The sequence below is a fragment of the Klenkia soli genome (assembly GCF_900103975.1).
Lineage (GTDB): Bacteria > Actinomycetota > Actinomycetes > Mycobacteriales > Geodermatophilaceae > Klenkia > Klenkia soli.
In genome coordinates this window covers 23271-45782 of record NZ_FNIR01000008.1, presented here as the reverse complement: position 1 = coordinate 45782, position 22512 = coordinate 23271, and the positions used below count along the sequence as shown (strand labels likewise).

The 22512-nt window shown below is 74.4% G+C and carries 21 protein-coding genes, 2 tRNA genes, 1 other RNA gene and 1 pseudogene; 10 read left to right on the top strand and 15 right to left on the bottom strand.

Annotation, left to right across the window (positions count from 1 at the left end; translation table 11 throughout):
- Positions 1-59 precede the first annotated feature (59 nt).
- Positions 60-155: signal recognition particle sRNA small type (ffs, locus tag BLS67_RS13365), an RNA gene on the bottom strand.
- A gap of 58 nt (positions 156-213) precedes the next feature.
- On the opposite strand from ffs, the pseudogene BLS67_RS13360 reads away from it, so the two are divergent.
- Positions 214-996 (top strand): annotated as a pseudogene (locus BLS67_RS13360) (DMT family transporter); the annotation flags it as partial.
- A 63-nt stretch (positions 997-1059) separates the two neighbouring features.
- On the opposite strand, the gene BLS67_RS13355 reads toward BLS67_RS13360, so the two are convergent.
- Together BLS67_RS13355 and BLS67_RS13350 are read right to left on the bottom strand one after the other, a co-directional pair.
- Positions 1060-1144: transfer RNA gene (locus tag BLS67_RS13355), tRNA-Ser, on the bottom strand.
- Between the two features lie 39 nt (positions 1145-1183).
- A complete protein-coding gene (locus BLS67_RS13350; protein ID WP_091245925.1) occupies positions 1184-3169 on the bottom strand; it encodes a CASTOR/POLLUX-related putative ion channel in 1986 nt (661 codons plus the stop codon).
- A gap of 171 nt (positions 3170-3340) precedes the next feature.
- On the opposite strand from BLS67_RS13350, the gene BLS67_RS13345 reads away from it, so the two are divergent.
- Positions 3341-3685 (top strand): hypothetical protein, encoded by a 345-nt coding sequence (locus BLS67_RS13345; protein ID WP_091246397.1) that lies wholly within the window; start codon positions 3341-3343, stop codon positions 3683-3685.
- A 19-nt stretch (positions 3686-3704) separates the two neighbouring features.
- Positions 3705-5240 (top strand): serine/threonine-protein kinase, encoded by a 1536-nt coding sequence (locus BLS67_RS24105; protein ID WP_207500568.1) that lies wholly within the window; start codon positions 3705-3707, stop codon positions 5238-5240.
- 123 nt (positions 5241-5363) lie between these two features.
- On the opposite strand, the gene BLS67_RS13335 is transcribed toward BLS67_RS24105, so the two are convergent.
- The 5 genes from BLS67_RS13335 to BLS67_RS13315 form a co-directional block, all read right to left on the bottom strand.
- Positions 5364-5451 (bottom strand) — tRNA-Ser (locus BLS67_RS13335).
- Between the two features lie 10 nt (positions 5452-5461).
- Positions 5462-5920: a nucleoside deaminase gene (locus tag BLS67_RS13330; RefSeq protein WP_242654063.1), complete on the bottom strand. Its 459-nt coding sequence runs from the start codon at positions 5918-5920 to the stop codon at positions 5462-5464.
- Positions 5917-6549, bottom strand: coding sequence for an HAD-IA family hydrolase (locus BLS67_RS13325; protein ID WP_091245923.1), 633 nt, complete (start codon positions 6547-6549; stop codon positions 5917-5919). Before BLS67_RS13325 ends, BLS67_RS13330 begins: the two co-directional genes overlap by 4 nt.
- Entirely contained in the window at positions 6546-7016 is a 471-nt protein-coding gene (locus BLS67_RS13320; RefSeq protein WP_091245921.1) for a tRNA adenosine deaminase-associated protein, read from the bottom strand. The genes BLS67_RS13325 and BLS67_RS13320 overlap by 4 nt, the downstream gene beginning before the upstream one ends.
- Positions 7013-7675 carry an O-methyltransferase gene (locus tag BLS67_RS13315; RefSeq protein ID WP_091245919.1) on the bottom strand — a complete coding sequence of 221 codons (663 nt, stop codon included), beginning with the start codon at positions 7673-7675 and terminating at the stop codon, positions 7013-7015. Before BLS67_RS13315 ends, BLS67_RS13320 begins: the two co-directional genes overlap by 4 nt.
- A gap of 10 nt (positions 7676-7685) precedes the next feature.
- Between BLS67_RS13315 and BLS67_RS13310 the strand changes: the two genes are divergently transcribed.
- Genes BLS67_RS13310 through BLS67_RS13300 form a run of 3 tightly spaced genes read left to right on the top strand, consistent with a single transcriptional unit; the run spans position 7686 to position 9454 of the window.
- Complete coding sequence (locus BLS67_RS13310) at positions 7686-8252, top strand: PaaI family thioesterase (protein WP_091246393.1); 567 nt, start codon at positions 7686-7688, stop codon at positions 8250-8252.
- Positions 8249-9157, top strand: a complete 909-nt coding sequence (locus BLS67_RS13305) for a prephenate dehydrogenase/arogenate dehydrogenase family protein (protein WP_242654062.1) — start codon at positions 8249-8251, stop codon at positions 9155-9157. The genes BLS67_RS13310 and BLS67_RS13305 overlap by 4 nt, the downstream gene beginning before the upstream one ends.
- Positions 9158-9217: 60 nt before the next feature.
- Positions 9218-9454: a DUF2630 family protein gene (locus BLS67_RS13300; RefSeq protein WP_091245917.1), complete on the top strand. Its 237-nt coding sequence runs from the start codon at positions 9218-9220 to the stop codon at positions 9452-9454.
- A 1-nt stretch (position 9455) separates the two neighbouring features.
- Here the strand turns inward: BLS67_RS13300 and BLS67_RS13295 are convergent, their stop codons facing one another.
- Both BLS67_RS13295 and BLS67_RS23825 read right to left on the bottom strand, forming a co-directional pair.
- A complete protein-coding gene (locus tag BLS67_RS13295; RefSeq protein WP_091245914.1) occupies positions 9456-9998 on the bottom strand; it encodes a MarR family winged helix-turn-helix transcriptional regulator in 543 nt (180 codons plus the stop codon).
- Positions 9995-11107, bottom strand: coding sequence for a hypothetical protein (locus BLS67_RS23825; protein WP_091245912.1), 1113 nt, complete (start codon positions 11105-11107; stop codon positions 9995-9997). Before BLS67_RS23825 ends, BLS67_RS13295 begins: the two co-directional genes overlap by 4 nt.
- Before the next feature lie 187 nt (positions 11108-11294).
- On the opposite strand from BLS67_RS23825, the gene BLS67_RS13285 reads away from it, so the two are divergent.
- Complete coding sequence (locus tag BLS67_RS13285) at positions 11295-12575, top strand: alpha-hydroxy-acid oxidizing protein (protein WP_091245910.1); 1281 nt, start codon at positions 11295-11297, stop codon at positions 12573-12575.
- Between the two features lie 153 nt (positions 12576-12728).
- Positions 12729-14195: an NAD-dependent succinate-semialdehyde dehydrogenase gene (locus tag BLS67_RS13280; RefSeq protein WP_242654061.1), complete on the top strand. Its 1467-nt coding sequence runs from the start codon at positions 12729-12731 to the stop codon at positions 14193-14195.
- 24 nt (positions 14196-14219) lie between these two features.
- On the opposite strand, the gene BLS67_RS13275 is transcribed toward BLS67_RS13280, so the two are convergent.
- Positions 14220-15410, bottom strand: a complete 1191-nt coding sequence (locus tag BLS67_RS13275) for a glycoside hydrolase family 32 protein (protein WP_207500567.1) — start codon at positions 15408-15410, stop codon at positions 14220-14222.
- A 29-nt stretch (positions 15411-15439) separates the two neighbouring features.
- On the opposite strand from BLS67_RS13275, the gene BLS67_RS23820 reads away from it, so the two are divergent.
- Positions 15440-16522: a hypothetical protein gene (locus BLS67_RS23820; protein ID WP_165617578.1), complete on the top strand. Its 1083-nt coding sequence runs from the start codon at positions 15440-15442 to the stop codon at positions 16520-16522.
- Positions 16523-16612: 90 nt separating this feature from the next.
- Here the strand turns inward: BLS67_RS23820 and BLS67_RS13265 are convergent, their stop codons facing one another.
- The 3 genes from BLS67_RS13265 to BLS67_RS13255 all read right to left on the bottom strand — a co-directional run bounded on the left by BLS67_RS13265 (position 16613) and on the right by BLS67_RS13255 (position 19928).
- Entirely contained in the window at positions 16613-17557 is a 945-nt protein-coding gene (locus BLS67_RS13265) for a carbohydrate ABC transporter permease (protein WP_091245905.1), read from the bottom strand.
- Positions 17554-18537, bottom strand: a complete 984-nt coding sequence (locus tag BLS67_RS13260; RefSeq protein ID WP_091245903.1) for a carbohydrate ABC transporter permease — start codon at positions 18535-18537, stop codon at positions 17554-17556. Before BLS67_RS13260 ends, BLS67_RS13265 begins: the two co-directional genes overlap by 4 nt.
- 74 nt (positions 18538-18611) lie before the next feature.
- Positions 18612-19928, bottom strand: a complete 1317-nt coding sequence (locus BLS67_RS13255; RefSeq protein ID WP_091245901.1) for an ABC transporter substrate-binding protein — start codon at positions 19926-19928, stop codon at positions 18612-18614.
- Positions 19929-20093: 165 nt separating this feature from the next.
- Here BLS67_RS13255 and BLS67_RS13250 point away from each other — a divergent pair, with 165 nt between their 5' ends.
- Positions 20094-21260: an ROK family protein gene (locus tag BLS67_RS13250; RefSeq protein ID WP_207500566.1), complete on the top strand. Its 1167-nt coding sequence runs from the start codon at positions 20094-20096 to the stop codon at positions 21258-21260.
- A 22-nt stretch (positions 21261-21282) separates the two neighbouring features.
- Here BLS67_RS13250 and BLS67_RS13245 read toward each other — a convergent pair whose 3' ends face one another.
- A complete protein-coding gene (locus tag BLS67_RS13245) occupies positions 21283-22386 on the bottom strand; it encodes an ABC transporter ATP-binding protein (RefSeq protein ID WP_091245897.1) in 1104 nt (367 codons plus the stop codon).
- Positions 22387-22512: the final 126 nt, after the last annotated feature.

The window sequence follows — 22512 nt, the reverse complement described above, 5'->3', positions numbered from 1 at the left end:
CCCAAGCAGGCCGACCTGTGCCGCAGCTGTGGAACCTGTGAACAGCAGGTGCCGCAGACGCAAGGGACCCCCCGCACACCCGCCAGAGCCCGCTTATCCTTGCTGCCTTCCGGCCCTGGGGAGGTTCACAGGTTGACGCCGCACGAGGGGTCTGCTCACCACTCTAGATGACGCCGCCGGCAACCCCGTGGACCCGTCGGCGAGGATCAGCCGGTGAGCAGCCGCGGCTTCGTCCTCGTCGTCCTCGCCGCGCTGACCTGGGGCACCTCGGGCGTCGCCGGGGACGTCGTGCTGCGCCGCACCGACCTGGACCCCCTGGACATCGCCTGGCACCGCATGGCGATCGGCGCCGTCCTCCTGGTCGTCCTGCACCTGCTCCGCCGGCAACCGCTGACCACCGGCGGGGCGCCCGGGAAGCTCCTGCTGGTCGGGGTGGGCCTGGCGGTCTACCAGTCGGCCTACTTCGTCGCCGTCGGTGCCGCCGGGGTGTCGATCGCCACCCTGGTCGCCCTGGGTGCGGCGCCGCTGCTGATCGCGGTCGGCGGCACGCTGCTGGGCCACGGCCGGCCCGATCGCGCCACCTCGGTCGCCCTGGTGGTCGCCCTGGTCGGGTTGGTGCTGCTGGTCGGGGTCTCGGCCGACGCGGGCGGCGACGCCGTCCTGCTGGGCGCGGTGGTCGCGTTCGGCTGCGCCGTGGCCTACGCGGCCGTCGTCCTCACGTCGTCGCGGGTGCCGGCCGGGGTGCCGACGACGACGGCCGGGTTCGCGATCGGCGCCGTCGTCCTCACCCCGGTCGTGCTGGTGACCGGGCTGGACCTGACCACCGACCCCGTGGCGCTGGCCCTGCTGGTCTACCTGGGCGCGGTGCCCACGGCGCTGGCCTACGGGCTGTTCTTCACCGGGGTGCGCACCGTGCCGGCCGCGGTGGTGTCGATCGTGACGCTGCTGGAGCCGCTCGGGGCGACGGCGCTGGCCACCGGGCTGCTCGGCGAGCGGCTGGCCCCCACCGCGCTGGTGGGGGGCCTGCTCATGCTCGGCGCGGTGGCCGGGCTGTATGTGCGGAGGATGGGAGATTCGAACTCCCGAGGGCTTGCACCCAACCCGCTTTCCAAGCGAGCGCCATAGGCCACTAGGCGAATCCTCCAACGTGCGCCGGCCAGACTACCGGGCGGCGCAGCGCGGTTCAGCCCCGGCTCTCCACGACCAGGACCTGGTCCTCGGCGACGAGGGAGACGGTGGCCGACTTGGGCGGGTTGAGGTGCACGGACCCGGTCGCGGCCACCCGCCAGCCCAGCACCGACTCGTCCCGCAGCGCGCCGGCGGCGACGACCGAGGCGAACGGCACCGGCGCGGTGCCCACGTAGCGGTGGGCCGGCCGGAAGCTCAGCCGCGCCCCGTCGGGCGAGAACAGGTCGAGGAAGACCTGGGCCAGCTCGGTCCGCTCGGAGAGCTGGGCGAGCATCAGGCTGGTCACCTCGTCGCTGACGATCCAGTCGTCGACACCGCCGGCCTGGGCCAGCTCGACGTCGTCCCGCTCGAGCACCTCGGCCACGATCCGCACGGCGCGCTCGCCGCCGGCCGGCCACACCCGGCGCAGCGCCAGCAGGGTCAGCAGGGTGCGGGCGTCGCCGTCGGCGGCCTCGACCGCGTCGCGGTAGCTGAGCACGATGCCCTGGTCGTAGGTCTGGTCGGCGACCAGCGCCGCGAGCTCCTCGGGCCCGGCGGTCGACGCGAACACCCGCAGCTCGCTGTGCTGCAGGTCGGGGACCACGACGTCGGCGGGGTCGACGAGCGAGGGGTCGACGACGACGTCCACGACCGTGCCGTCGACGGCGAACTGGTCGATCTCGCGCACGACCTTGGGGCCCAGCACCGACCAGCCGACCACCAGCAGGTGGGTGGTCTGCGGCACCTCGTCGGTGTCCAGCAGCGGCAGCGCCGGCTCGACAGCCCGCACGCCGGTGCAGGTGAAGGTGGAGTCGTCCTCGGCGACGGCGATGACCTCGTCGCCCTCGACGAGGACGCGCGCGGCGGGCGGGTTGACCTCGACCGTGCCGTCGGCGTGGGCCAGGCCGAGCACGGCGGCGGACTCGAAGGCGGTCTGCGCGTCGGCGTAGGTGTGCCCGGTCAGCTCGGGGAACGCGGCGAAGTAGACCTCGTCGCCGTCGAAGTCGAGCAGGTCGCGCAGCACCTGCGACAACCCGGACTGCCGGCAGGACTGCGCGGTGATCTCGGCGATGACGTGGTCGGAGTTGACCGTCACCACCTTCTGGTCGGTCAGGGTCTGGATGCTCGCGGCGTAGACCGGGTCGGCGATCTCGGCGACCACGCGGGGGCCGCTGAAGTCGGGGTCGATCGTCTTGATGGCCAGCACGGCCTTGATCGCGTCGGCGTCGCCGGAGCCCGCGCCCATGACGATCACCGAGCGGGCGCCGAGCAGGTTGACCATGCGCAGGTCGTCGGCCTTGGCCGGGGAGCCGGAGCGGCAGACCACCCGGGTGCTGCCGGTGTCGCGCACGGCCGCGGACAGGGTGTCCTCCATGACCGTCTTGTCCTCGGCGCCGAGGACGACCACGGCGGCGTCCTTCTCGCTCTCGTTGGCGATCACCAGCTCCGAGACGATGGCCGCGATCCGCGGCGACCACCCCAGGACGACGGTGTGCCCGGTCTCGAGGACGTCGGAGCGGCCCTTGCGCAGACCCTCGATGCGCTGGTCGACCCCGTTGGCGATCAGGCCGATCAGGCTGCCGGCGATGAAGATGCCGGCGAGGGTGACCACGAAGGAGAGCAGCCGGACCGGCCAGTCGGCGTCGCCGGCGAAGGTGCCGGCGTCGACCACGCGCAGCATCGCCTGCCAGATGCCCTCGACCGGGTTGGGCACCGGCGGGCCGCCGTTGATGCCGTCGACCCGGAACGCCCAGAAGATCACCCCGAAGACGACGAAGATCGCGAAGGTGAGGGCGGCCAGCCAGCCGATGACCACGGTCGGGCCCTTGGCCAGCGCGTTGTCGAACCGGTAGCGCAGCTTCTGGCCGGACGTCGGGTTCAGCTCCGGCCGCTGCCGGCGGACGGCGTGCGCCCCCGGGGCCGGGCGGGCCATGCGGCTGCGCCGGCTGACCGCCTTGCCCGGCCGCGCCGGCCGGTTCGCCGCGGTCCTGATCTCGCCCATGGTCCTGCTCCTCGTGCGCCCCCGACCGCCCGGCGGGCAGCGATCAGCGCACACCGTAGGGCCTCGGGGAGGCTTCGTTGCGGTACCGCGACGGCTCGTCGTCCCTGCTGGTGGGCCCGGCCGCGACCGGGCACGATCACCGGGACGACCCCTGGACCCGTGGAGCCCGAGATGACCGAGACCGACCGGATCCGCCCCGAGGTGGTCGACGCCATCGTGGTCGCGCTGACCACCACGGACCCCGCCGGCCTGCCCGCCGACGCCACCCGTGCGGAGAAGGACGCCGCCCAGGACCTCTTCTTCACCCGCACCGCGGCCGAGCGCGGGCTGCGCGACCGGCAGTCCCGCGCCTGGGAGCTGCTGCTCACCCGCAACTACGACGAGCCCCCGACCTGGGCGCGGCTGTTCGACGACCTCCCCGTCGGCGCCGAGACCGAGCTGGGCGAGCTGTACGACGCCCTGCCCGAGGGCGCGCAGGTCGAGTACGCCCGGCGCCACGGGGCGCCGGCCTCCTGACGCCGGTAGCGTCGCCCCGGTGACGACCCCCGCCGAGGTCGGGCCGGGGTACCGGGTGGCCGGCCGCTACCGCCTCGGCTCCCGCCTGGGTGGCGGTGGCATGGGCGCGGTCTGGCTGGGCACCGACGAGCGGCTGGGGCGGCAGGTCGCGGTCAAGCAGGTCGTGCTGCCGGTCGGCGTGTCCCCCGAGGTCGCCGCCGAGCAGCGCGCCCGCACGATGCGCGAGGGCCGGATCGCCGCGCGGGTCGCCCACCCGCACGCGATCAGCGTCTACGACGTGGTCGACGACGGCGGGTCGCCGTGGCTGGTCATGGAGTACCTGCCCTCGCGGAGCCTGGCGGCGGTGCTCTCCGACGACGGCGTGCTGCCGGTGCAGCAGGTCGCGCAGATCGGCGCCCAGCTGGCCGACGCGCTGGTGGCCACGCACGCGGCCGGGATCGTGCACCGCGACGTGAAGCCCGGCAACGTGCTCGTGGGGTCCGGCGACCGGCTCGAGGGCCTGGTGAAGATCACCGACTTCGGCATCTCGCACGCCACCGGCGACGTCCGGCTCACCCAGACCGGCATGGTCACCGGCACCCCGGCCTTCCTCTCCCCCGAGGTGGCCCGCGGCGAGGAGCCCGGCGCGGCCGGTGACGTGTGGTCGCTGGGCGCGACGCTGTTCACGGCGCTGGAGGGCGAACCGCCCTTCGGCAACGGCCGCAACTCCCTGGAGCTGCTGCACCGGGTGGCGGCCGGCCAGGCCGACCGGCCGGTCCGCTCCGGGGCGCTGACCCCCGTGCTCGAGGACATGCTCACCCCCGACCCCGCGGGCCGGCCGTCGATGGTCGAGGTGCGCGACGCCCTGGCCTCGATCGCCGCGGGCACCGACGGCGACGTGACCGCCGTCCTCACCGCCCGCACCCCGCTGCGCACCGTGCCCCCGCCGCCCCCGCACCCCACCCGCACCGACCTGCCGGCCGCTCCCCCGCCCCGCACCTCGGTGGCCCCGGCGCCGGCCCGGCGGCGGTCCCGGGCGCCGCTGGTCGCGGCCGCCGTCGTGCTGCTGCTGGCCTTCGCGGGCCTGGGCGTGTGGCTGGGGGTGCGCGACCAGGACGCCGGGACGACGGCCGCCCCCGCGACCACCACGGCGACGCGGGCCACCACCGAGACCCCGCCGGCCACCACGACGGGGACCACGACCGCGCAGACCACGACCGAGGCGCCCCCGACCACCACCGAGGCGCCCACCACCGAGCCCGACGTGGTCACCGCGGCCGAGGTGTCGCAGTTCGTCACCGACTACTACGCGATGCTGCCCGGCGACGCGAAGGACGCCTACGCCCTGACCGGCCCCACGCTGCAGGGGGTCGAGAGCCGCGGGGGCTACCAGTCGTTCTGGAAACGCTTCGACGACGTCGTGCTCGGCCCGGTGACCGCCACCGACGGCTCCCTGGTCGCCACCGCCCAGGTCACCTTCGTCGAGGACGGCGAGCAGCAGGTCGAGCAGCACCAGTTCACCCTGGTCGAGGGCGCCGACGGCACCCTGCTGATGGACAGCGACGTCGCCGTCTGACGCGTGATCACCCCGGGTCCGCTGCTGCCTCGACCGCGCGGAGACCGCGCTGGGCCCGGGCTGATCACGCGGCCGGGACGACGAGAGGGCGGCACCCCGACCCGGGGTGCCGCCCTCTCGTGCTGGCGGTGGCGGTGGGATTTGAACCCACGGAGGCTTTCACCTCACCCGCTTTCGAGGCGGGACCCTTCGGCCGCTCGGACACGCCACCGTCGACCAGCCTACAGGCCACGCCTCGAGGCGAAGAACTCCCTCAGCAGCGCGCCGCACTCGGCCTCGCGGACGCCGGCCACCACCTGCGGGCGGTGGTTGAGCCGCCGGTCCCGGACGACGTCCCAGAGCGAGCCGGCGGCACCCGCCTTGGGGTCGTGCGCGCCGTAGACCACCCGGTCCACCCGGGACAGGACGGCGGCCCCCGCGCACATCGTGCAGGGCTCCAGCGTCACCACCAGCGTCGCGCCGGTCAGCCGCCAGCCGTCGCCGTGCACCCGGGCGGCGGCGCGCAGGGCCAGCACCTCGGCGTGCGCGGTCGGGTCGCCGTGCTTCTCCCGCTCGTTGGCCGCCTCGGCCAGCACGGCACCGTCGGGCCCGAGGACGACGGCGCCGATCGGTGTGTCGCCCCACTCCCCCGCGGCGGCGGCCAGCTCCAGCGCCCGCCCCATGGCCTGCTCGGGGCTCACGACAGGTCGACCCCCGTGACCCGGGCCAGCTCGGCCAGCGCGTCGGCCGGGTCGACCACCTTGACCGTGTGCCAGCCCAGCTCGCGGGCGGGCTTCAGGTTGGGGCCCAGGTCGTCCAGGTAGACCACCTCGGCGTGGTCGATCGTCCGCCCCACCGCGGCCGACAACCGCTCCAGGGTGAGCGGGTAGATCGCCGGCTCGGGCTTGCGCACGCCCTCGACCGAGCTCTCGACGACGACGTCGAACAGCTCCACCAGCGACCCGTGCTCGCTCGCGGGGTCCATCGGCGCGGCGTTGTTGGTCAGCAGCGCGAGCGGCACCCCCGCCGTCCGCAGGGCCCGGATCGCGTGCACCACCTCGGGCCGCAGCGCGCCGTGCAGCGCGGCCAGCACCCGGGTGGCGTCGACGTCGTACCCAGCCGCGCGCGCCTCGGCCTCGAAGACCTCGACGAACCCGGCCCGGTCCAGCTCACTGCGCTCGAACCGGGCCCAGGCGTTGGTGTGCGGGTTCGTCGTGTTGAGCCGGGCCACGAGGCCGAGCGGCAGCCCGGCCGAGCGCTCGTAGTCGCCGAACGCGGCCAGCGGGCTGGTGCTGATCACCCCGCCCAGGTCGAGCACCACGGCGGTCACGCGCGCACCGCCGCGGCCAGCTCGGCGGCGAAGCCCAGGCGCTCGGCGATCGCGGCCACCATCTCGTCGGCCCACAGGTCGGCGGTCAGGATCTCCAGCAGCTCGGCCTCGGGCAGCCCGGCGTCGGCGAGGAGCGCGAGGTCGCCGGCCGGGTGCTCCTCCTCGTCGTCGGCGTCCACCTCGACGCCCTCGATGCCGTAGCGCTCGTGCACCTCGGCGGCCAGCAGGAACTCCGGCAGCGCGCCGTCGCTGATCATCGCCCGCACCATCCCGCCCGGGCCGTGGGTCAGCACCACGAAGTACAACCGGGTGTCGACGACGAACACGAACGGCCCCGGCCAGTCGCCGGTCAGCGCCTTCTCCAGCACCGGCAGCTCGGTGTCGGCGTGGTCGGCCAGCCGCCGCACCGACCACCCAGCACCGGCCCGCGCGACGAGCACGGCCCAGGACGCCAGCTGCTCGGTCATCGGACGCGCAGCAGGGTCAGGCCGTTGGCCAGCGGCAGCAGCACGGTGTCGAAGCGGTCGTCGGCGGCGAGTGCGGCGTTCAGCGCCGCGATCGCCCGGTCGTCGTCGTCCTGCGGGTCGAGCACCCGGCCGGCCCGCAGGGTGTTGTCCAGCACGAGCAGACCTCCGGGGTGCATGCGCGGGTGCAGGGCGTCGACGTACCCGGCGTACCCGGTCTTGTCGGCGTCGACGAAGGCCAGGTCGAACGTGGGGCGCACCGGCAGCGCGGCCAGCAGCTCGGCGGCCTCGCCGAGACGCAGCTCGATGCGCTCGGCGACCCCGGCGCGGGCCCAGTACCGGCGGGCGACGTCGGTCCAGTGCGCGTCGCGGTCCAGGCACAGCAGGCCGCCGTCCTCGGGCAGGCCGCGGGCGACGGCCAGCGCGCTCAGCCCGGTGAAGGTGCCGATCTCGACCGCCCAGCGGGCGCCGGCGATCCGGGTCAGCAGGGTCAGGAACGCGGCCTGCTCGGGGGCGACCTGGTACGTGGGGCGGCCGTCGCCGGCGGCGGTCATCGCGGCGGTCTCGGCCACCAGGTCGGCGACCACGTCGTCCGGCGGGTCGGTCGAGCGGCGGACGTGGTCCGCCAGCTCGGCGCTCAGGAGGAACGACTGGGGCGTCATGGGTGCGATCATGACCGACGTGCCCGAGCCCGACATCTCCCCGGAGCTGTTCGCGGCCCTGGCCGCCGACCCGCTGGCCGCCCAGCTGGGCATCCACCTGGAGCAGGTCGCGCCGGGGTACGCCCGGGCGACGATGACGGTGGGCCCGGCGCACCTCAACGCGGTCGGCACCGCGCACGGCGGCGCGACCATGGCGCTGCTGGACGTCGTGCACGCCGCGGTGAGCAACAGCCACGGCACCCTGGCCGTCGCGCAGGACGTGCACACCGAGTTCCTGGCCCCCGGCCGCCCCGGCGACGTGCTCACCGCCGTGGGCACCGAGGTGCACCGCAGCACCCGCACGGCGGTCTACCGGATCGAGGCGACGTCGGCCGACGGCCGGCTGGTGGCCACCGCGCTGGCCCGGGTCTTCCGGCTGGGCACCCCCTGGGCGCTGGAGGAGGACGTCGTCGCCATGGGCGCGCCGCCGCCGGTGCCGCCCACCATGCAGCTCTCGGTGGTCGAGCAGCCCCCGCCCTCCCCCGGCGAGGGCACCAACCCGGCCGGCCCCACGCCCGCCCCGGACGAGCTGCGGTGACCCTCCCGGTCCCCACGATGCAGGCGCCGCCGGTCGCGGTGGTCGGGCTGGGCCAGCTGGGCGGGTCGTTGGCCGCCGCGCTCGTGGCCGCCGGCCGGACCGTGACCGGCTGGGACACCGACCCCGCCGCCCGCGACGCCGCCGCGGCCCGGGGGGTGTCGATCGGGCGCGAGCTGTCCGGGGTGGTCGTGCTGGCCACCCCCATTCCGGCCCTGGCCTCCGCCCTGGAGGGCCTGGCCGTCGCCGACGACGCCACGATCACCGACCTGGGCTCGGTCAAGGCCCCGGTGCTGGCCGAGCTCGGTGCGCGGTTCGGCGGCCGGTTCGTCGGGGGGCACCCGATGTGCGGCACCGAGCGCAGCGGGCACGCCGCCACCGACCCCGAGCTGTTCCGCGGCGCCCGGTGGGCGGTGTGCCTGGAGCCGGGCACGGAGCTGCCGCGCTGGCTGCGGGTGGCCGAGGTCGCCCTCGCCGTCGGCGCCGTCGTCGTCCCGGTGACCGCCGCCGAGCACGACGCCGCGGTCGCCGCGATCAGCCACGTGCCGCACCTGCTCGCCGCCGCCCTCGCCGCCGCGGCCGCGGATGCCGGGCCGCTCGCCCTGGGCCTGGCCGCCGGCAGCTTCGCCAGCGGCACCCGGGTGATCGGCAGCGACCCCGCGTTCGTCACCGCGATGGTCGAGGGCAACGCCGCCCCGACCGCCGCCGCGCTGGCCGCCGTCCGGGCGCAGCTGGACCGCCCGTGGCCCGCGCTGGTCGAGGCCGGGCACGCCGTCCTCACCCGGCCGGTCGAGCGGCGCACGCTGCGGGTCCCGCTCGACCGCGCAGCCCTGCTGGCGCTGGGCCGCGCCGGCGGCACGGTCGACCGGCGGCTGGCCGCCTTCGTCGAGGCCTCCCTCCCCGCCTGACGGTTGCCCCGGCCACCGATCGGGCAGGGTCGGGGGACGTCGACGAACGAGGAGCACACCGTGAACGAGCAGGACATCCTGGGCCGCATCCACGAGCTGGTCGAGGAGGAGCACAAGCTCCGCGACAGCGCCGCCGAGCACGGGGACGACGAGCGCACCCGCATGGCCGAGCTCGAGCGGCACCTGGACCAGGCGTGGGACCTCCTCCGCCAGCGACGGGCGAAGAAGCAGTACGGCGAGGACCCCGACGAGGCGGCCGACCGGCCCGAGTCGCAGGTCGAGGGCTACCTGCAGTAGGTCAGCGGGGCGGGCGGGCCGCCGCGGCGACCCGGGTCAGGGCGTCGGTGACCGGTCCGGCCGCCGCGCCCAACGCCCCCAGCAGGTGGGCCAGCAGCTGGTCGTGGGTGCCGCCGGCCTGCACCAGGCGCTCGCGACCGCGCTCGGTGAGCCGGGCGCAGGTGGTGCGCCGGTCGGTGGCGCTGCGCTCACGGGTGACCCAGCCGTCCTCGGCCAGCCGGGCGAGCGCCTGGCCCACGCCCGCCGGCGACGACCCGACCTCGTCGGCCAGCCGGCCCACCGACGCCCGCTCGCCGTGCACCGCGTCGACCAGCCGCAGCAGCTGCAGGTCGGCCAGCGACACCCCGTGCTGGGCCCGGAGCGCGGTGTCCAGCCGCCGGCCCACCCGCTCGTGCACCTGACTGATCCGCAGCCAGGTCTCGGCGGCCCCGGGGCCGGCACCGGCCAGCCCGCGCAGGTCCCGGGGAGGTGCGGCGGCCGGACCCGGCGGTCGCCCGGCGTGCGCCGGCCGCGGGTTGCCGTGCCGGCCGTGCCGCTCGGTCACCCCGCCGCTCCTGCCTGGCCCGTGGGTGGCTCCCAGTCGTCGGCCCGCGGCCGGCGGGCGGCCGCGGTGGCCAGGGTGGTGGCCACGACCAGCAGGCCCAGGCCCGCCGCCATCAGCGGCCAGGGCGTGCGGCCGGCCGGGTCGGTCTCGGCGCGGGCGGCGACGTCGAGGGAGACCTCGGTGGCCGCGGCCGAGTCGGTGCCGACCATCCGCACGACGGCCGGCCCCAGCAGGACGTCCTGCGGGATCTGCACGACCGCCTCGACCCGGCCCTCGCCGTCGGCCGTGACCGTGGCCAGCGGGGTGGCGCTGCCGTCGAGGGTGACGGTGACCTGCTCGCCGGGGGCGAAGCCGCTGCCCCGGATGGTCAGCACGCTGCCCGGTGAGACCTGCCCGGTCGAGGTGGACCCGTCGACCGGGGGCTGGGTCGTCGTCCCGGTGGTGGCGGGGGGCGCGGTGGCGGTCGGAGCGCCGGTCGGCGACGTGCTCGGTCGGGTGCCCGGGGTGGTCGTGGGGGCCGAGGTGGTCGGCCGCGGGGTCGTGGTGGTCGGCGCCGTGGGCGGGGTGGTCGGCTGGCTGGTCGGCCCCGAGGTCGACGGCGGGACCGCGGTGGGCGACGTCGTCCCGGTGGGGGCCGTGACGGCGTCGCAGTCGGCCTGGCTGGGCCGCGGGTAGGTGCCCAGGTCGACGGCTGGCTCGGCACCCCCGGCCCCGGTGACCGCGACGGTCACGTCCACCACGGTGCCCCAGTCGACCTCGGCGCCCTCGAGCGTCGTCTGCTCGCCCGCGGCCAGCGTGGCCGGGGAGCCGGTGTCGGCGCCGTCGTACTGCAGCGCGACCGTGTGGTCGACGTCGCCGTTGGTGACCTGCACGCGGACGAAGCCGTCGGTGCAGTTGGGGCCGTGCACCACCCGCGCGGTGGGCCGGGCCGGGTCGACCAGGGCGGCGGACGTCGTACCGGTGGTCTCGGTCGGTTCACCGGTCGCCGGGGCGGCCAGCGCGGGGGCCGCGAGGACGACGCCGGCGACGAGCAGCACCAGGGTGACGGCCCCGCCGCCGAGCAGCGCAGGACGGCGTGCGGGGACCGCTCCCGTCGTCGCGCCGAGCACCCTGCACCTCCCACGAGTGATGAGCCGAGGTCAGGACCCTGCCTCCCCGGCCGGCCCATCATCCCTGGCCACCGGGGGCGCTTGTCGAGTCGATCCGCAGGTCCCGGGCGTGTCGGCGGCGTGTCCGGGGCCGCTGGGACCCCTGGGACGACGCCCCGGGTCGACCTCCCCGGGCTAGCGTCGCGGGATGGATGCAGGGGCGGGGACCGGACGGCGGCGGCAGGACGAGGTCTACCGGGCCGGGGTGTACGGCCGCCGTCCCCTCGTGCCGACCGTGCACACCGCGCTGGCCGCGGCCGCCCGCCGCACGCTGACCGACCGGGCGCTGGGCTACGTCGCCGGCGGGGCGGGCGGCGAGGCCACCGTGCGGGCCGACCGGGCCGCCTTCGACCGCTGGCAGGTGGTGCCGCGGGTGCTCCGCGACGTCAGCAGCCGGGACACGTCGGTCGAGCTGCTCGGACGACGGCTGCCCGCGCCGCTGCTGCTGGGCCCGGTCGGCGCGCTCGAGCTGGTGCACCGCGAGGCCGACCTGGCCGTCGCCCGCGCCGCGGCGGCGACCGGCATCCCGATGGTGTTCTCCAACCAGGCCTCGGTGCCGATGGAGACCACCGCGGCGGCGATGGGCGACAGCCCGCGGTGGATGCAGCTGTACTGGTCGACCTCCGACGAGCTGGTCACCAGCATGCTGCGCCGGGCCGAGGCCAGCGGGTGCGAGGCCATCGTGGTCACCCTGGACACCACGATGCTCGGCTGGCGGCCGCGCGACCTGGACCTCGGCCACCTGCCGTTCGCCCTGGGCAAGGGCATCGCGCAGTACACGTCGGACCCGGTGTTCCGCCGGCTGGTCGAGGAGCGGGCGGCCGCGGCGCCGCCCCGGGGGAAGCAGCCCCGGCCGACCCCGGCCGCCGTCCGGGCGCTGGTGGGCATGGCGAAGGCATGGCCGGGGTCGCTGGCCGAGAACCTGCGCTCGCCGCTCCCCCGGGCCGCGGTCGAGACCTTCCTGGCCATCTACTCCCGGCCCTCGATCACCTGGACCGACCTGGCCTGGCTGCGCGCGCAGACGACGCTGCCGCTGCTGCTCAAGGGCGTGCTGCACCCCGACGACGCCCGGCAGGCCCTGGACGCCGGTGTCGACGGCCTGGTCGTCAGCACCCACGGCGGCCGGCAGGTGGACCGCTCGATCGGCGCCCTCGACGCCCTGCCCGACGTGCTGGCCGCGGTCGAGGACCGGGTCCCGGTGCTGCTGGACTCCGGCGTGCGCAGCGGCGCCGACGTGCTGGTCGCGACCGCGCTGGGCGCCCGGGCCTGCCTGCTGGGCCGCTCCTACGTCTACGGGTTGGGCCTGGCCGGGGAGGCCGGCGTCCGGCAGGTGGTCGAGGACGTCGTGGGCGAGTTCGACCTCACGCTGGGGCTGACCGGGCACACCGCGGTGGACCAGCTCTCGCCCGACACGCTGCGCAGGGGTTGACGCAGCAGAGTGGCCTGGGTCACAGTGGTCGTGGGCGGGGCAGCCGGTGAGATGAATGGCTCCTCAGCACCACCGACGGAGACCGACCAACGCGGCCAGACCGCCAGGACCGGCGCCCCGCCCCACAGTCCCCGCCCGTTCTAGGGTGACGCCGTGACCACCACCGTGACCGTCCCCGGCGTCGAGTCCCCCGTCCCCACCGGCCTGCTCGTCGGTGGTGAGTGGCGCGCGGCGTCGGCCGGCGGGACGTTCGACGTGCTGGACCCGGCCGACGGGTCGGTGCTCGCCCAGGTCGCCGACGGGACGACCGACGACGTCACCGCCGCGGTCGACGCCGCCGCGGCCGCGCTGCCCGGGTTCGCCGCGACCGCGCCGCGCAAGCGGTCGGAGATGCTGCGGAAGGCCTTCGAGATCCTCGTCGAGCGCGGCGAGGAGTTCGCCCGGCTGATGTCGGCCGAGAACGGCAAGGCGCTGCCCGACGCCCGCGCCGAGCTCACCTACGCCGCCGAGTTCTTCCGCTGGTTCGCCGAGGAGGCCGTGCGCATCGACGGGGACTACCGGGTCGCCCCGGCCGGTGGCACCCGCACCGTGGTGACCCACCAGCCCGTCGGGGTCTGCCTGCTCGTGACGCCGTGGAACTTCCCGGCCGCGATGCTCACCCGCAAGCTCGGCCCCGCCATCGCCGCCGGCTGCACCAGCGTGGTGAAGCCCGCCGAGGACACCCCGCTCACCGCGCTGCTGCTGGCCCAGGTCCTCGCCGAGGCCGGGGTGCCCGACGGCGTGGTCAACGTCGTCCCCACCATGAACGCCGAGGACGTCGTGGCCACCGCGATGGCCGACCCCCGCACCCGCAAGGTCTCCTTCACCGGCTCCACCGAGGTCGGCAAGATCCTGCTCAAGCAGGCCGCCGACCAGGTGCTGGTCTCCTCCATGGAGCTCGGCGGCAACGCCCCGTTCATCGTGTGCGAGGACGCCGACCTCGACGCCGCCGTCGACGGCGCGATGCTGGCCAAGATGCGCAACGGCGGTGAGGCGTGCACCGCGGCCAACCGGTTCTACGTGCAGGCCGGCGTCGCCGCCGAGTTCGCCGAGAAGCTGGCCGCCCGCATGGGCGCGATGACCGTCGGGCGCGGCACCGACGAGGGCGTCACCCTCGGGCCGCTGGTCAACGAGGAGACCGTGGCCAAGGTCGACCGCATCGTGCGCTCGACCGTCGAGTCCGGCGCCCACGCGGTCACCGGCGGCACCCGCCCCGAGGGCGCGGGCTTCTTCTACCCGCCCACCGTGCTGGTCGACGTCCCCGCCGACGCCGCGGCGATGACCGAGGAGACCTTCGGCCCGGTCGCCCCGATCGCCACGTTCGACACCGACGAGCAGATGCTCGCCCTGGCCAACTCGACCCCTTTCGGCCTGGTCGCCTACGTCTACACCCGTGACCTGGCCCGCGGCCTGCGGCTGGCCGAGGCCCTGGAGTCCGGCATGGTCGGCATCAACCGCGGCGTCGTCTCCGACCCGGCGGCACCGTTCGGCGGGGTCAAGCAGTCCGGCCTGGGCCGCGAGGGCGGCCACGAGGGCATCGGCGAGTACCTCACGACGAAGTACGTCAGCTTCCCCCTCTGATCCCGGAACCCGCGGTTCCCGGGATCAGGGGACGGCGAGGGTCCAGGTGGTGGCGCCGGGGGCGGTGAGGGTCCAGCGCTCGCCCTCGGCCGGGTAGGCGCGGACGGTGTGCGCCGGCGCACCCGGGCGGTAGGCCTCGACGACGCTGCCGTCGACGAGCACCCTCCCCGGGCCGGCCGACTCGACCACGGTCCGCCCGCCCAGGGCCAGCGTGATCGGACCCGGCCCCTCGACCTCGAAGGCGTCGGGCAGGTCGCCGGTCACCTCCGCGCCGCGCAGGCCGAGCAGCTCGCGAGCGGGGGTCGAGACCAGCACGTCGCCGTCCAGGGTCAGCTCGCGGGGCAGGGTGAGGACGCCGGCCCACCCGGCCGCATCGGAGTCGGCCGCCGTCCGGCCGTGCTCCCACGACCAGCCCCACAGCAGCACGCGGTCGGGGCGCACGAGCACCTGCGGGGCGTAGAACGCGGGGCCGGTGTCCACCGTCGTCACCGTCTGCGGCACGAACGTCAGCCCGTCCCCCACCTGCAGGTCACCCAGCAGCGCCACCACCGGACCGGGGTCGGGCCGGCCGAACTCCTCGATCAGCGACAGCACGAGCACCCAGCGGCCGCCCAGCCGGACCAGCTGCGGGCACTCCCACACCGCCGCCGGCACCAGCTCGTCCGACGACGCGAGGACGACGCCGCGGTACGTCCAGTCCTCGAGGTCGTCGCACGACCACGCCAGGACGGCGCCCCGCCCGTCCTCGAGCCCGGCCCCCTGCAGGGCCCACCGGTGACCGTCGACCTCCAGCAGGAACGGGTCGCGCAGGTGCGCCACCCCGGGAGGCATGCCGGCGACCGCCGTCGTGCCCTGGGTCCACCCGCGCAGGTGGGCGTCGCCGCGGGCCAGCAGCACCGAGGAGCGGCCGTCGGGGTCCAGCACCGCGGAGTAGACGGCGGTCGGCGTGCCCCCGTCGTCGGTGACCACGCCCGACCAGCAGCCGAAGGCGTCCAGCTCACCCGGCCGGGGGGCCAGCGCCACCGGCTCCTCGGTCCAGGTCAGCAGGTCCGGCGAGCTGACGTGCCCCCAGTGGATGGCGGCGTGCCGGGCCGAGTGCGGGTGGAACTGGAAGAACACGTGCCACCGGCCGTCGGCGAAGGCCAACCCGTTGGGGTCGTTGAGCCAGCCGGTGGCCGGGCGGGGGTGGACGACGGGGAAGCTGCGGTCGGGCACGCGAGCATTCTCCCGGCCACACTGCAGCGGTGGAGCGCACCGAGCTGCTGGAGCTGGCGTTCCTGCTGTGGGGCGACGAGACCGAGGCCGAGGCCCGGGTCGCCGCCGTCCGGCGCCACCGGGGCACCGACACCGCCGTGCGGGCGCTGCTGGCCACGCGGACGCCGTCGATCGTGGCCGCCGCCGGCGCGGACCCGTGGTGGGTGTCCCCCGAGGTCGTCGCCCGGGGCCGGCGCACCGCCGAGGCGTTGGCCGGGCTCCCGCTGGCGCCGCGGGCCGCGGTCGTGCTGACCGGGCTCGGGCTCGCGGAACGCGACGAGCTGCCGGCGCGCTTCGGGCTCCCCGCCGCCGTCCCGGCGGTCCTGGGCTCTGACCCCGCCGGTGCGCTGGCCGACCGGCTGGCCGCCCGTCGTCCCCCCGCCCGGGACGACGACGAGGCCGCCGCCGACGCCCGGGCCGGCCGCCGCCGGTGGCTGCGCGGGGCGGGCGTCGCCACCGCGGTCGTGGCACTGGGCGCGACCGCCGCGCTGCTGCCCCGGTCGACCAGCTCGCCGGACGCCGCACCGGCGACCACGACCCCGGTCGGGCCGACGGCCGCGGTGGCCCGGTTGGCGTCGGTCGGCCCCGGGGACACCCCGGTCACGCTGGCGGCCGAGGTGGCCGTCGACGCAGCGGCGGCGTCCGCGGGCGTGCCGGCCGGCGAGCTGACCGGGAGCATCGTGTGGTCCGGTCGGTTCGACACCGGGGTGGCGGGCGTGGTGGACGCCGTCGTCGTCGCGGTGGTGCTGCCCGACGGGACCGAGGTGGCCAGCACCGCCTTCGCGCAGGGCCGGGAGAACCAGACCTTCCTGGTCGCACCCTGCGGGGTCCAGCCCCGCACGGTGGTGACGGCGGCCCGCTGCAGCACCGCCGACCCGGGCACGGGGACCGCCACCACCACGGTGCTGGTCACCGGCCTGACCGCCCCGGCCACCCTGGTGACGGCGGACGCCATCCCCCTGGCCACCCTCACCCCGGACGCGTCCGGCGCCACCACGGCACGCGACGACGCCGCGGCGGCCTCCGCCGTCCAGCTGGCCGACGACACCGTGGTCCCCGTCACCTCCCCGTGAACGTGATCATGGGGTTGTGCCCGTTCGACACGCTGCGATCGCGTGTCGAGCGGGCAACAACCCCATGATCATCGGGTGGAACGGTGCCGGCTACCCCTTGACGGAGCCCGCCGTCAGGCCGCGCACGAAGTAGCGCTGGAGGGAGAGGAACACCGCGATCGGGACCAGCATCGTGATGAGGCCGCCGGCGGTGAGCAGCTGCCAGCCCTGCCCCTGCTGGCCGAGCAGGCCGTTGAGGGCGATGGTCAACGGCTGGTTGGCGCCGGGGCCGATGAAGACCAGGGCGACGAGCAGGTCGTTCCACACCCAGAGGAACTGGAAGATCGCGAACGAGGCCAGCGCCGGGGTGGACATCGGGATGATCAGCCGCCAGAAGGTCTGGAAGTGGCTGGCGCCGTCGATCTTGGCCGACTCGATGACCTCCTTGGGCAGCGTCGACATGTAGTTGCGGATCAGGTAGACCGCCAGCGGCATGCCGAAGCCGATGTGCGCCAACCACACCGCGAGGAACGTGCCGTTGATGCCGAGGTCGCCGTAGAGCTTGAGCAGCGGCACCAGCGCGACCTGGTTGGGGATGACCAGCAGCGCCACGATCAGCACCAGCAGGACGTCGCGGCCCCAGAACTGCATGAAGCTGAACGCGTAGGCGGCGAACGCGGCGACCAGGATCGGGATGATCGTGGCCGGGATGCTGATCGCCAGGCTGTTGGCGAACGCCTCACCGAGGTCGGCCTGCGTGAAGGCCTGGCCGAAGTTCTCCAGCGTGAGCCGGGTCAGCGACGACGGGCTGGTGAACACGGTCCACCAACCGCTGTTGGTGGCGTCGTCCTGGGCCCGCACCGAGGTGATGAGCAGGCCGAGGACCGGGATGAACCAGCCCAGGCAGATCACCGCGAGCACGATCTTGACCCACAGCGAGGTGGGCTGGCTGCCGTCGTGCTTGCGGCCCTTCCTGGAGATCCAGGAGGTGCCCTTCTCGGAGACGACCTCGTCCCCGACGACGACGGGGGTGATCAGACCGGTGCCGGCACTCATCGCGCGGCCTCCTCACGACGGAACTGACGGACCTGGTAGATCATCACGGGCAGGATGACCAGGACGAGCATGACCACGATCGCCGCGGCGTAGCCGGCGTTGCGGTTGGTGAACAGCTGGTTGAAGAAGTCGACCGCGATGATGTTGGTGTTGTAGTTGCCGTTGGTCATCACGTAGACGATGTCGAAGGTCTTGAGCACCCCGATCAGCACCGTGATGAACACCGTGATGACCGTGGAGCGGATCTGCGGGACGGTGATCCGGAAGAAGATCGCCAGCTCGCTCGCGCCGTCCAGCCGCGCGGCCTCGAGGGTCTCGGTCGGCACACCCTTGATGGCCGCCGAGAGCAGCACCATCGCGAAGCCGGCCTGCGCCCACAGCAGGATCACCATGAGCAGGAACGAGTTCAGCCGGCCCGACGAGATGGTGAGCCAGCCGACGGGGTCACCACCCAGGGCGGTCTTGATGCCGTTGAGCAGCCCGATCTGGTCCTGGGTCGGCGGGTTGGCGGTGTAGACGAACCGCCAGATGGTGCCCGCGCCGACCGCGCTGATCGCCATGGGCAAGAAGATCACCGTCTTGGCGACCTTCTCGCCGCGCGGCTTCATCTTGTCGGCCAGCGTGGCGATCAGCAGACCCAGCACGATGGTCACGGCCGGGACGATGAGCACCCAGAGCAGGGTGTTGATCAGCGTGTTCTGGAACGAGGACGACGTCAGCAGGTCGGCGTAGTTGTCGAAGCCGACGAACGCGGTGGTGTTCCGGTTGGCGAAGCTGGCCACGAAGGTCTGGATCGCCGGGTAGATCAGGTAGAGGGCGATCGCGGCCAGGGCCGGGAGCAGGAAGAAGTAGGGCTTGACCTTCTCCTCGGCCCGGTCCGGCAGCAGCTCGGCGATCTTGTTGAGCAGGTAGTAGAGGACGACCGCACCGGCGACACCGGCGACGACCGCGATGAGGGCGTTGAGGATCGTGATGACCACGGCGTGCCTTCTGTCCGGGTGAGGTGGGTGCGGGGGCCGGGCGCGAGCGCGCCCGGCCCCCGGCGTGGTTCAGATCAGTTCGAGGGCCAGCTGGCCTCGATGTTGTCCAGCGCGGTCTGCTCGTCCTCCTGGTCGGAGATCCACGAGGTCATCTCCCGCCAGAAGGAGCCCGAGCCGACCTCGCCGGGCATCTGGTCGGAACCGTCGAACACGAAGGAGGTCGAGTCGTAGGCGATCTCGGCCATCTGGGTGGTCAGCGCGTTCGGGTAGTTCGAGGTGTCGAAGTCGGTGCGGGGCGAGATGAAGCCGTTGGCCTGCGCCCAGTCCTGGCCGAAGTCGGCCGAGGCCATGTACTGCATGATCTTCTGGCTGTCCTCGTCCTCGCCGCTGAAGAGCGCGGCGAGGTCGCCACCGCCGAGCACCGGCTTGTCGTCAGCGCTCTCACCCGGCATCGGGAAGACCCCGACCTGGTTGTCCAGGTCGGCCAGCACGCTGTCCGGGAAGCCGCCGTCGCGGGCGACGAAGTTGCCCTGCCGGTACATGTAGCAACCGGGCGGGGTGTCGAACATCGGGTTCGCCGCGGTGGCGAAGTTGCTGGTCGCGATCGAGCCCCGCCCACCGTTGACGTTGCCGTCGGTCAGCAGCAGCTGCGACATCGTGTCGGCGGCCTCGACGACACCGGCGTCGTTGAACGGCACCTCGTGCTGGACCCACTTGTTGTAGTAGTCGGCACCCTGCTGGATGAGGACCAGGTTCTCGATCCAGTCGGTGGCCGCCCAGCCGGTGGCCGCGGCCGACTCGATGCCGAAGCACCACGGGGTGGTGCCGCTGGACTTGATGGTGTCGGTGAGCGTCTGCAGGTCGTCGAGGGTCGACGGCGCCTGGTAACCCGCGGCGTCCCACGCCGGCTTCGGGTAGAAGACGATCGACTTGACGTTGATCGACATCGGGAACGCGTACTGCGTGCCGTCGACCTGGCCGGCGTCGACGGCCCCGGGGACCATCGCGTCGAGGTCGGCCGAGTCGACGACGTCGCCGAGGTCGGTGAGCTGGCCGTCCCGGGCGATGGAGGCCATGATCCCCGGCTGCGGGAAGATCGCGATGTCGGGCAGGTCGTTGCCGGCCACGCGGGTGTTGATCAGCGAGTTGAAGTCCGGGGTCGGGAAGAACTTCACGTCGATGTCGTTGGCGTCCGCGTAGGCCTGGATGTCGGCCTGGAACTGGTCCGACGAGCTGTCGGTGAAGCCGTACATGATCTCGACGGTGCCGTCGCTGGCCTGGTCGCCACCGCTGCCCCCGCCGCTGCCACCGCTCTGGCTCAGGCAGCCGGCGGTCAGCACCGCCACCGCTCCGAGGCTGAGGGTGGCCCCCACCGTGTTCTTGATCCGCATGCGAGCTCCTAGGAAGGCCGACCGGGGCACTGGGACGTCCCCGGTGGGGCACAGCGCCGTATGGCGTGTGTCACGGTGGGATTTCTGTCATGGAACTCCCAGCAGGTCAAGAGCCGGTCGACACGTCGATATGCAGCCGTGACCTGGCTCGCTACGGTGGGCGCCGTGACAGCACCGGAGGACGTCGAGGACGTCGCCCTCGGCGCGCTCGACAGCGCGCACCAGGTGGCCCTGCACGTGCTCCGGTTCGGCCCGCTGCCGCGCGGGGCGGTGGCCCGGGCCATGGGGCTGTCCGCCGGCAGCCTGACCCGGTTGAGCAAGCCGCTGATCGACGGCGGCCTGCTCGTGGAGACCGAGCCGGTCACCGACCCGGCCACCCGCCGACCCACCCGGCCGCTGGACGTCGCCGTCGCCGCGCACCGGTTCGTGGGCGTCGACGTCACCGGCACCGACGCCTGGGCCGTGCTGACCGACCTGCGGGTGAACGTGTCCGCGAGCGCCCGGGTGACGCTCGAGGGCACCACCCCGGCGCACATCGCGGACGCCGTGGCCTGGCTGGTGGCCGAGCTCGCCGACGGTCCGCCGGTCGGGATCGGGGTGGCCCTGGGCGGGCACGTCGACGCCGCCGGCCGCGTGGTGCACGCCGACTTCCTCGGCTGGCGCACCCCGGTCGACCTGGGCGGCCTGGTGGCCGAGCGCACCGGGGCCCCGGTCGTGGTCGGCAACGACCTGGCCTGCCTGACCCGCGCCGAGCACTGGTTCGGCCTGGGCCGCGAGCACCCCTCGTTCGCCGTGCTCACCGTGGGCGCCGGGGTGGGCTACGGCCTGGTCCTGGGGGACCGCGCGGTGCAGACCCCCGACACCAGCCTGCAGCTGCTCGGGCACCTGTCGCTGGACCGCAGCGGCCCGCGGTGCCCCGAGGGCCACCGGGGGTGCGCGAGCGCCCTGCTGACCACCACGGCGCTGCTGACGGCCGCCCACCTGGCGACCGGGACGCCGACCACCTGGCCGCAGCTGCTCGCGGACGCGGTCGACGGCGACGTGCGGGCCCGCCGGGTGCTGGACGACGCAGCCGGCCACCTGGGGCAGCTGGTGGCCGTGGTCGCCGGCACCACCGGGGTGACCCAGGTGCTGCTCGGCGGCGAGGGCGTGGACCTGGCGGTGGTCGGCCACGACAGCCTGCGCGCGGCGATCGACGAGCACCGCGATGCGCGGGCGCAGCAGGTCGAGCTGACCGTGCGGGACCATGACTTCCACGTGTGGGCCCGCGGCGCCGCCGGGGCCGCGGTCCACGACTTCACCAGCAGCCCCCGCTGGTTGACCGCCCCCTGACGGGGCGGTCAGCCGGCGTCGGTCATTCCGAGATGCGCTTGCCGGTCTCGGTGTTGAACACGTGGATCGACTCGGGGTCGACCTGCAGGTGCACGGTCTCGCCCTTCATGGGCACGTTGCGCCCGGGGATGCGCACGGTGATCAGCCGCTCGCGGCCGGCCTCGGTCTGCGCGCCGGGGAACGAGCCGTAGGCGAACGCGTCGCTGCCCAGCTCCTCGACCACGGTGACCTCGAACGGGATGCCGTTCTCGGCGGTGGTCAGCGAGGTGGCCTCGGGGCGGAAGCCGATCGTGGCCGTGGTCTGGTTCTGCGCCGACAGCGCCGAGACCGCCGAGCGGGGCAGCGGCACGGGCTTGCCGCCGACGGTGGCGCCCTCGCCGGTCAGCTGCACCTCCACCAGGTTCATGGCCGGGGAGCCGATGAAGCCGGCGACGAAGATGTTGTCGGGCTTGTCGTAGAGGTTGCGGGGGGTGTCGACCTGCTGCAGGAAGCCGTCCTTGAGCACGCACACCCGGTCGCCCATGGTCATGGCCTCGACCTGGTCGTGGGTGACGTAGACGGTGGTGGTGCCCAGCCGGCGCTGCAGCGCGGCGATCTCGGTGCGGGTCTGCACGCGCAGCTTGGCGTCCAGGTTCGACAGCGGCTCGTCCATCAGGAAGGCCTGCGGGTTGCGCACGATCGCCCGGCCCATGGCCACGCGCTGGCGCTGACCACCCGAGAGCGCCTTGGGCTTGCGGTCCAGGTACTGGGTCAGGTCCAGCACCTTGGCGGCGTCCTCGACGCGCTTGCGCATCTCCTCCTTGCCCATGCCGGAGATCTTCAGCGCGAAGCCCATGTTGTCCGCGACGGACATGTGCGGGTACAGCGCGTAGTTCTGGAACACCATCGCGATGTCCCGGTTCTTCGGCGGCACGTGGGTGACGTCCTTGTCCCCGATCCGGATGCTGCCGTCGGTGACGTCCTCGAGGCCGGCCAGCATGCGCAGCGACGTCGACTTGCCGCAGCCCGACGGACCGACCAGCACCAGGAACTCGCCGTCGGCGATGTCGAGGTCCAGCGCGTTGACCGAGGGCTTGTCGGCACCGGGGTACTGCAGGGTGGCCTTGTCGTAGGTGATGGCAGCCATCGCTCGGGCGGTCCTCTCTCAGGGCTGACGGTGGTCCGGACCCCGAGCACGCACGTGGCCGGGGGGTGTGACTGCTGACACTCGCATGGTTGCGCGGCGAGCACCATAGCCCTACGCCCCGTAGCG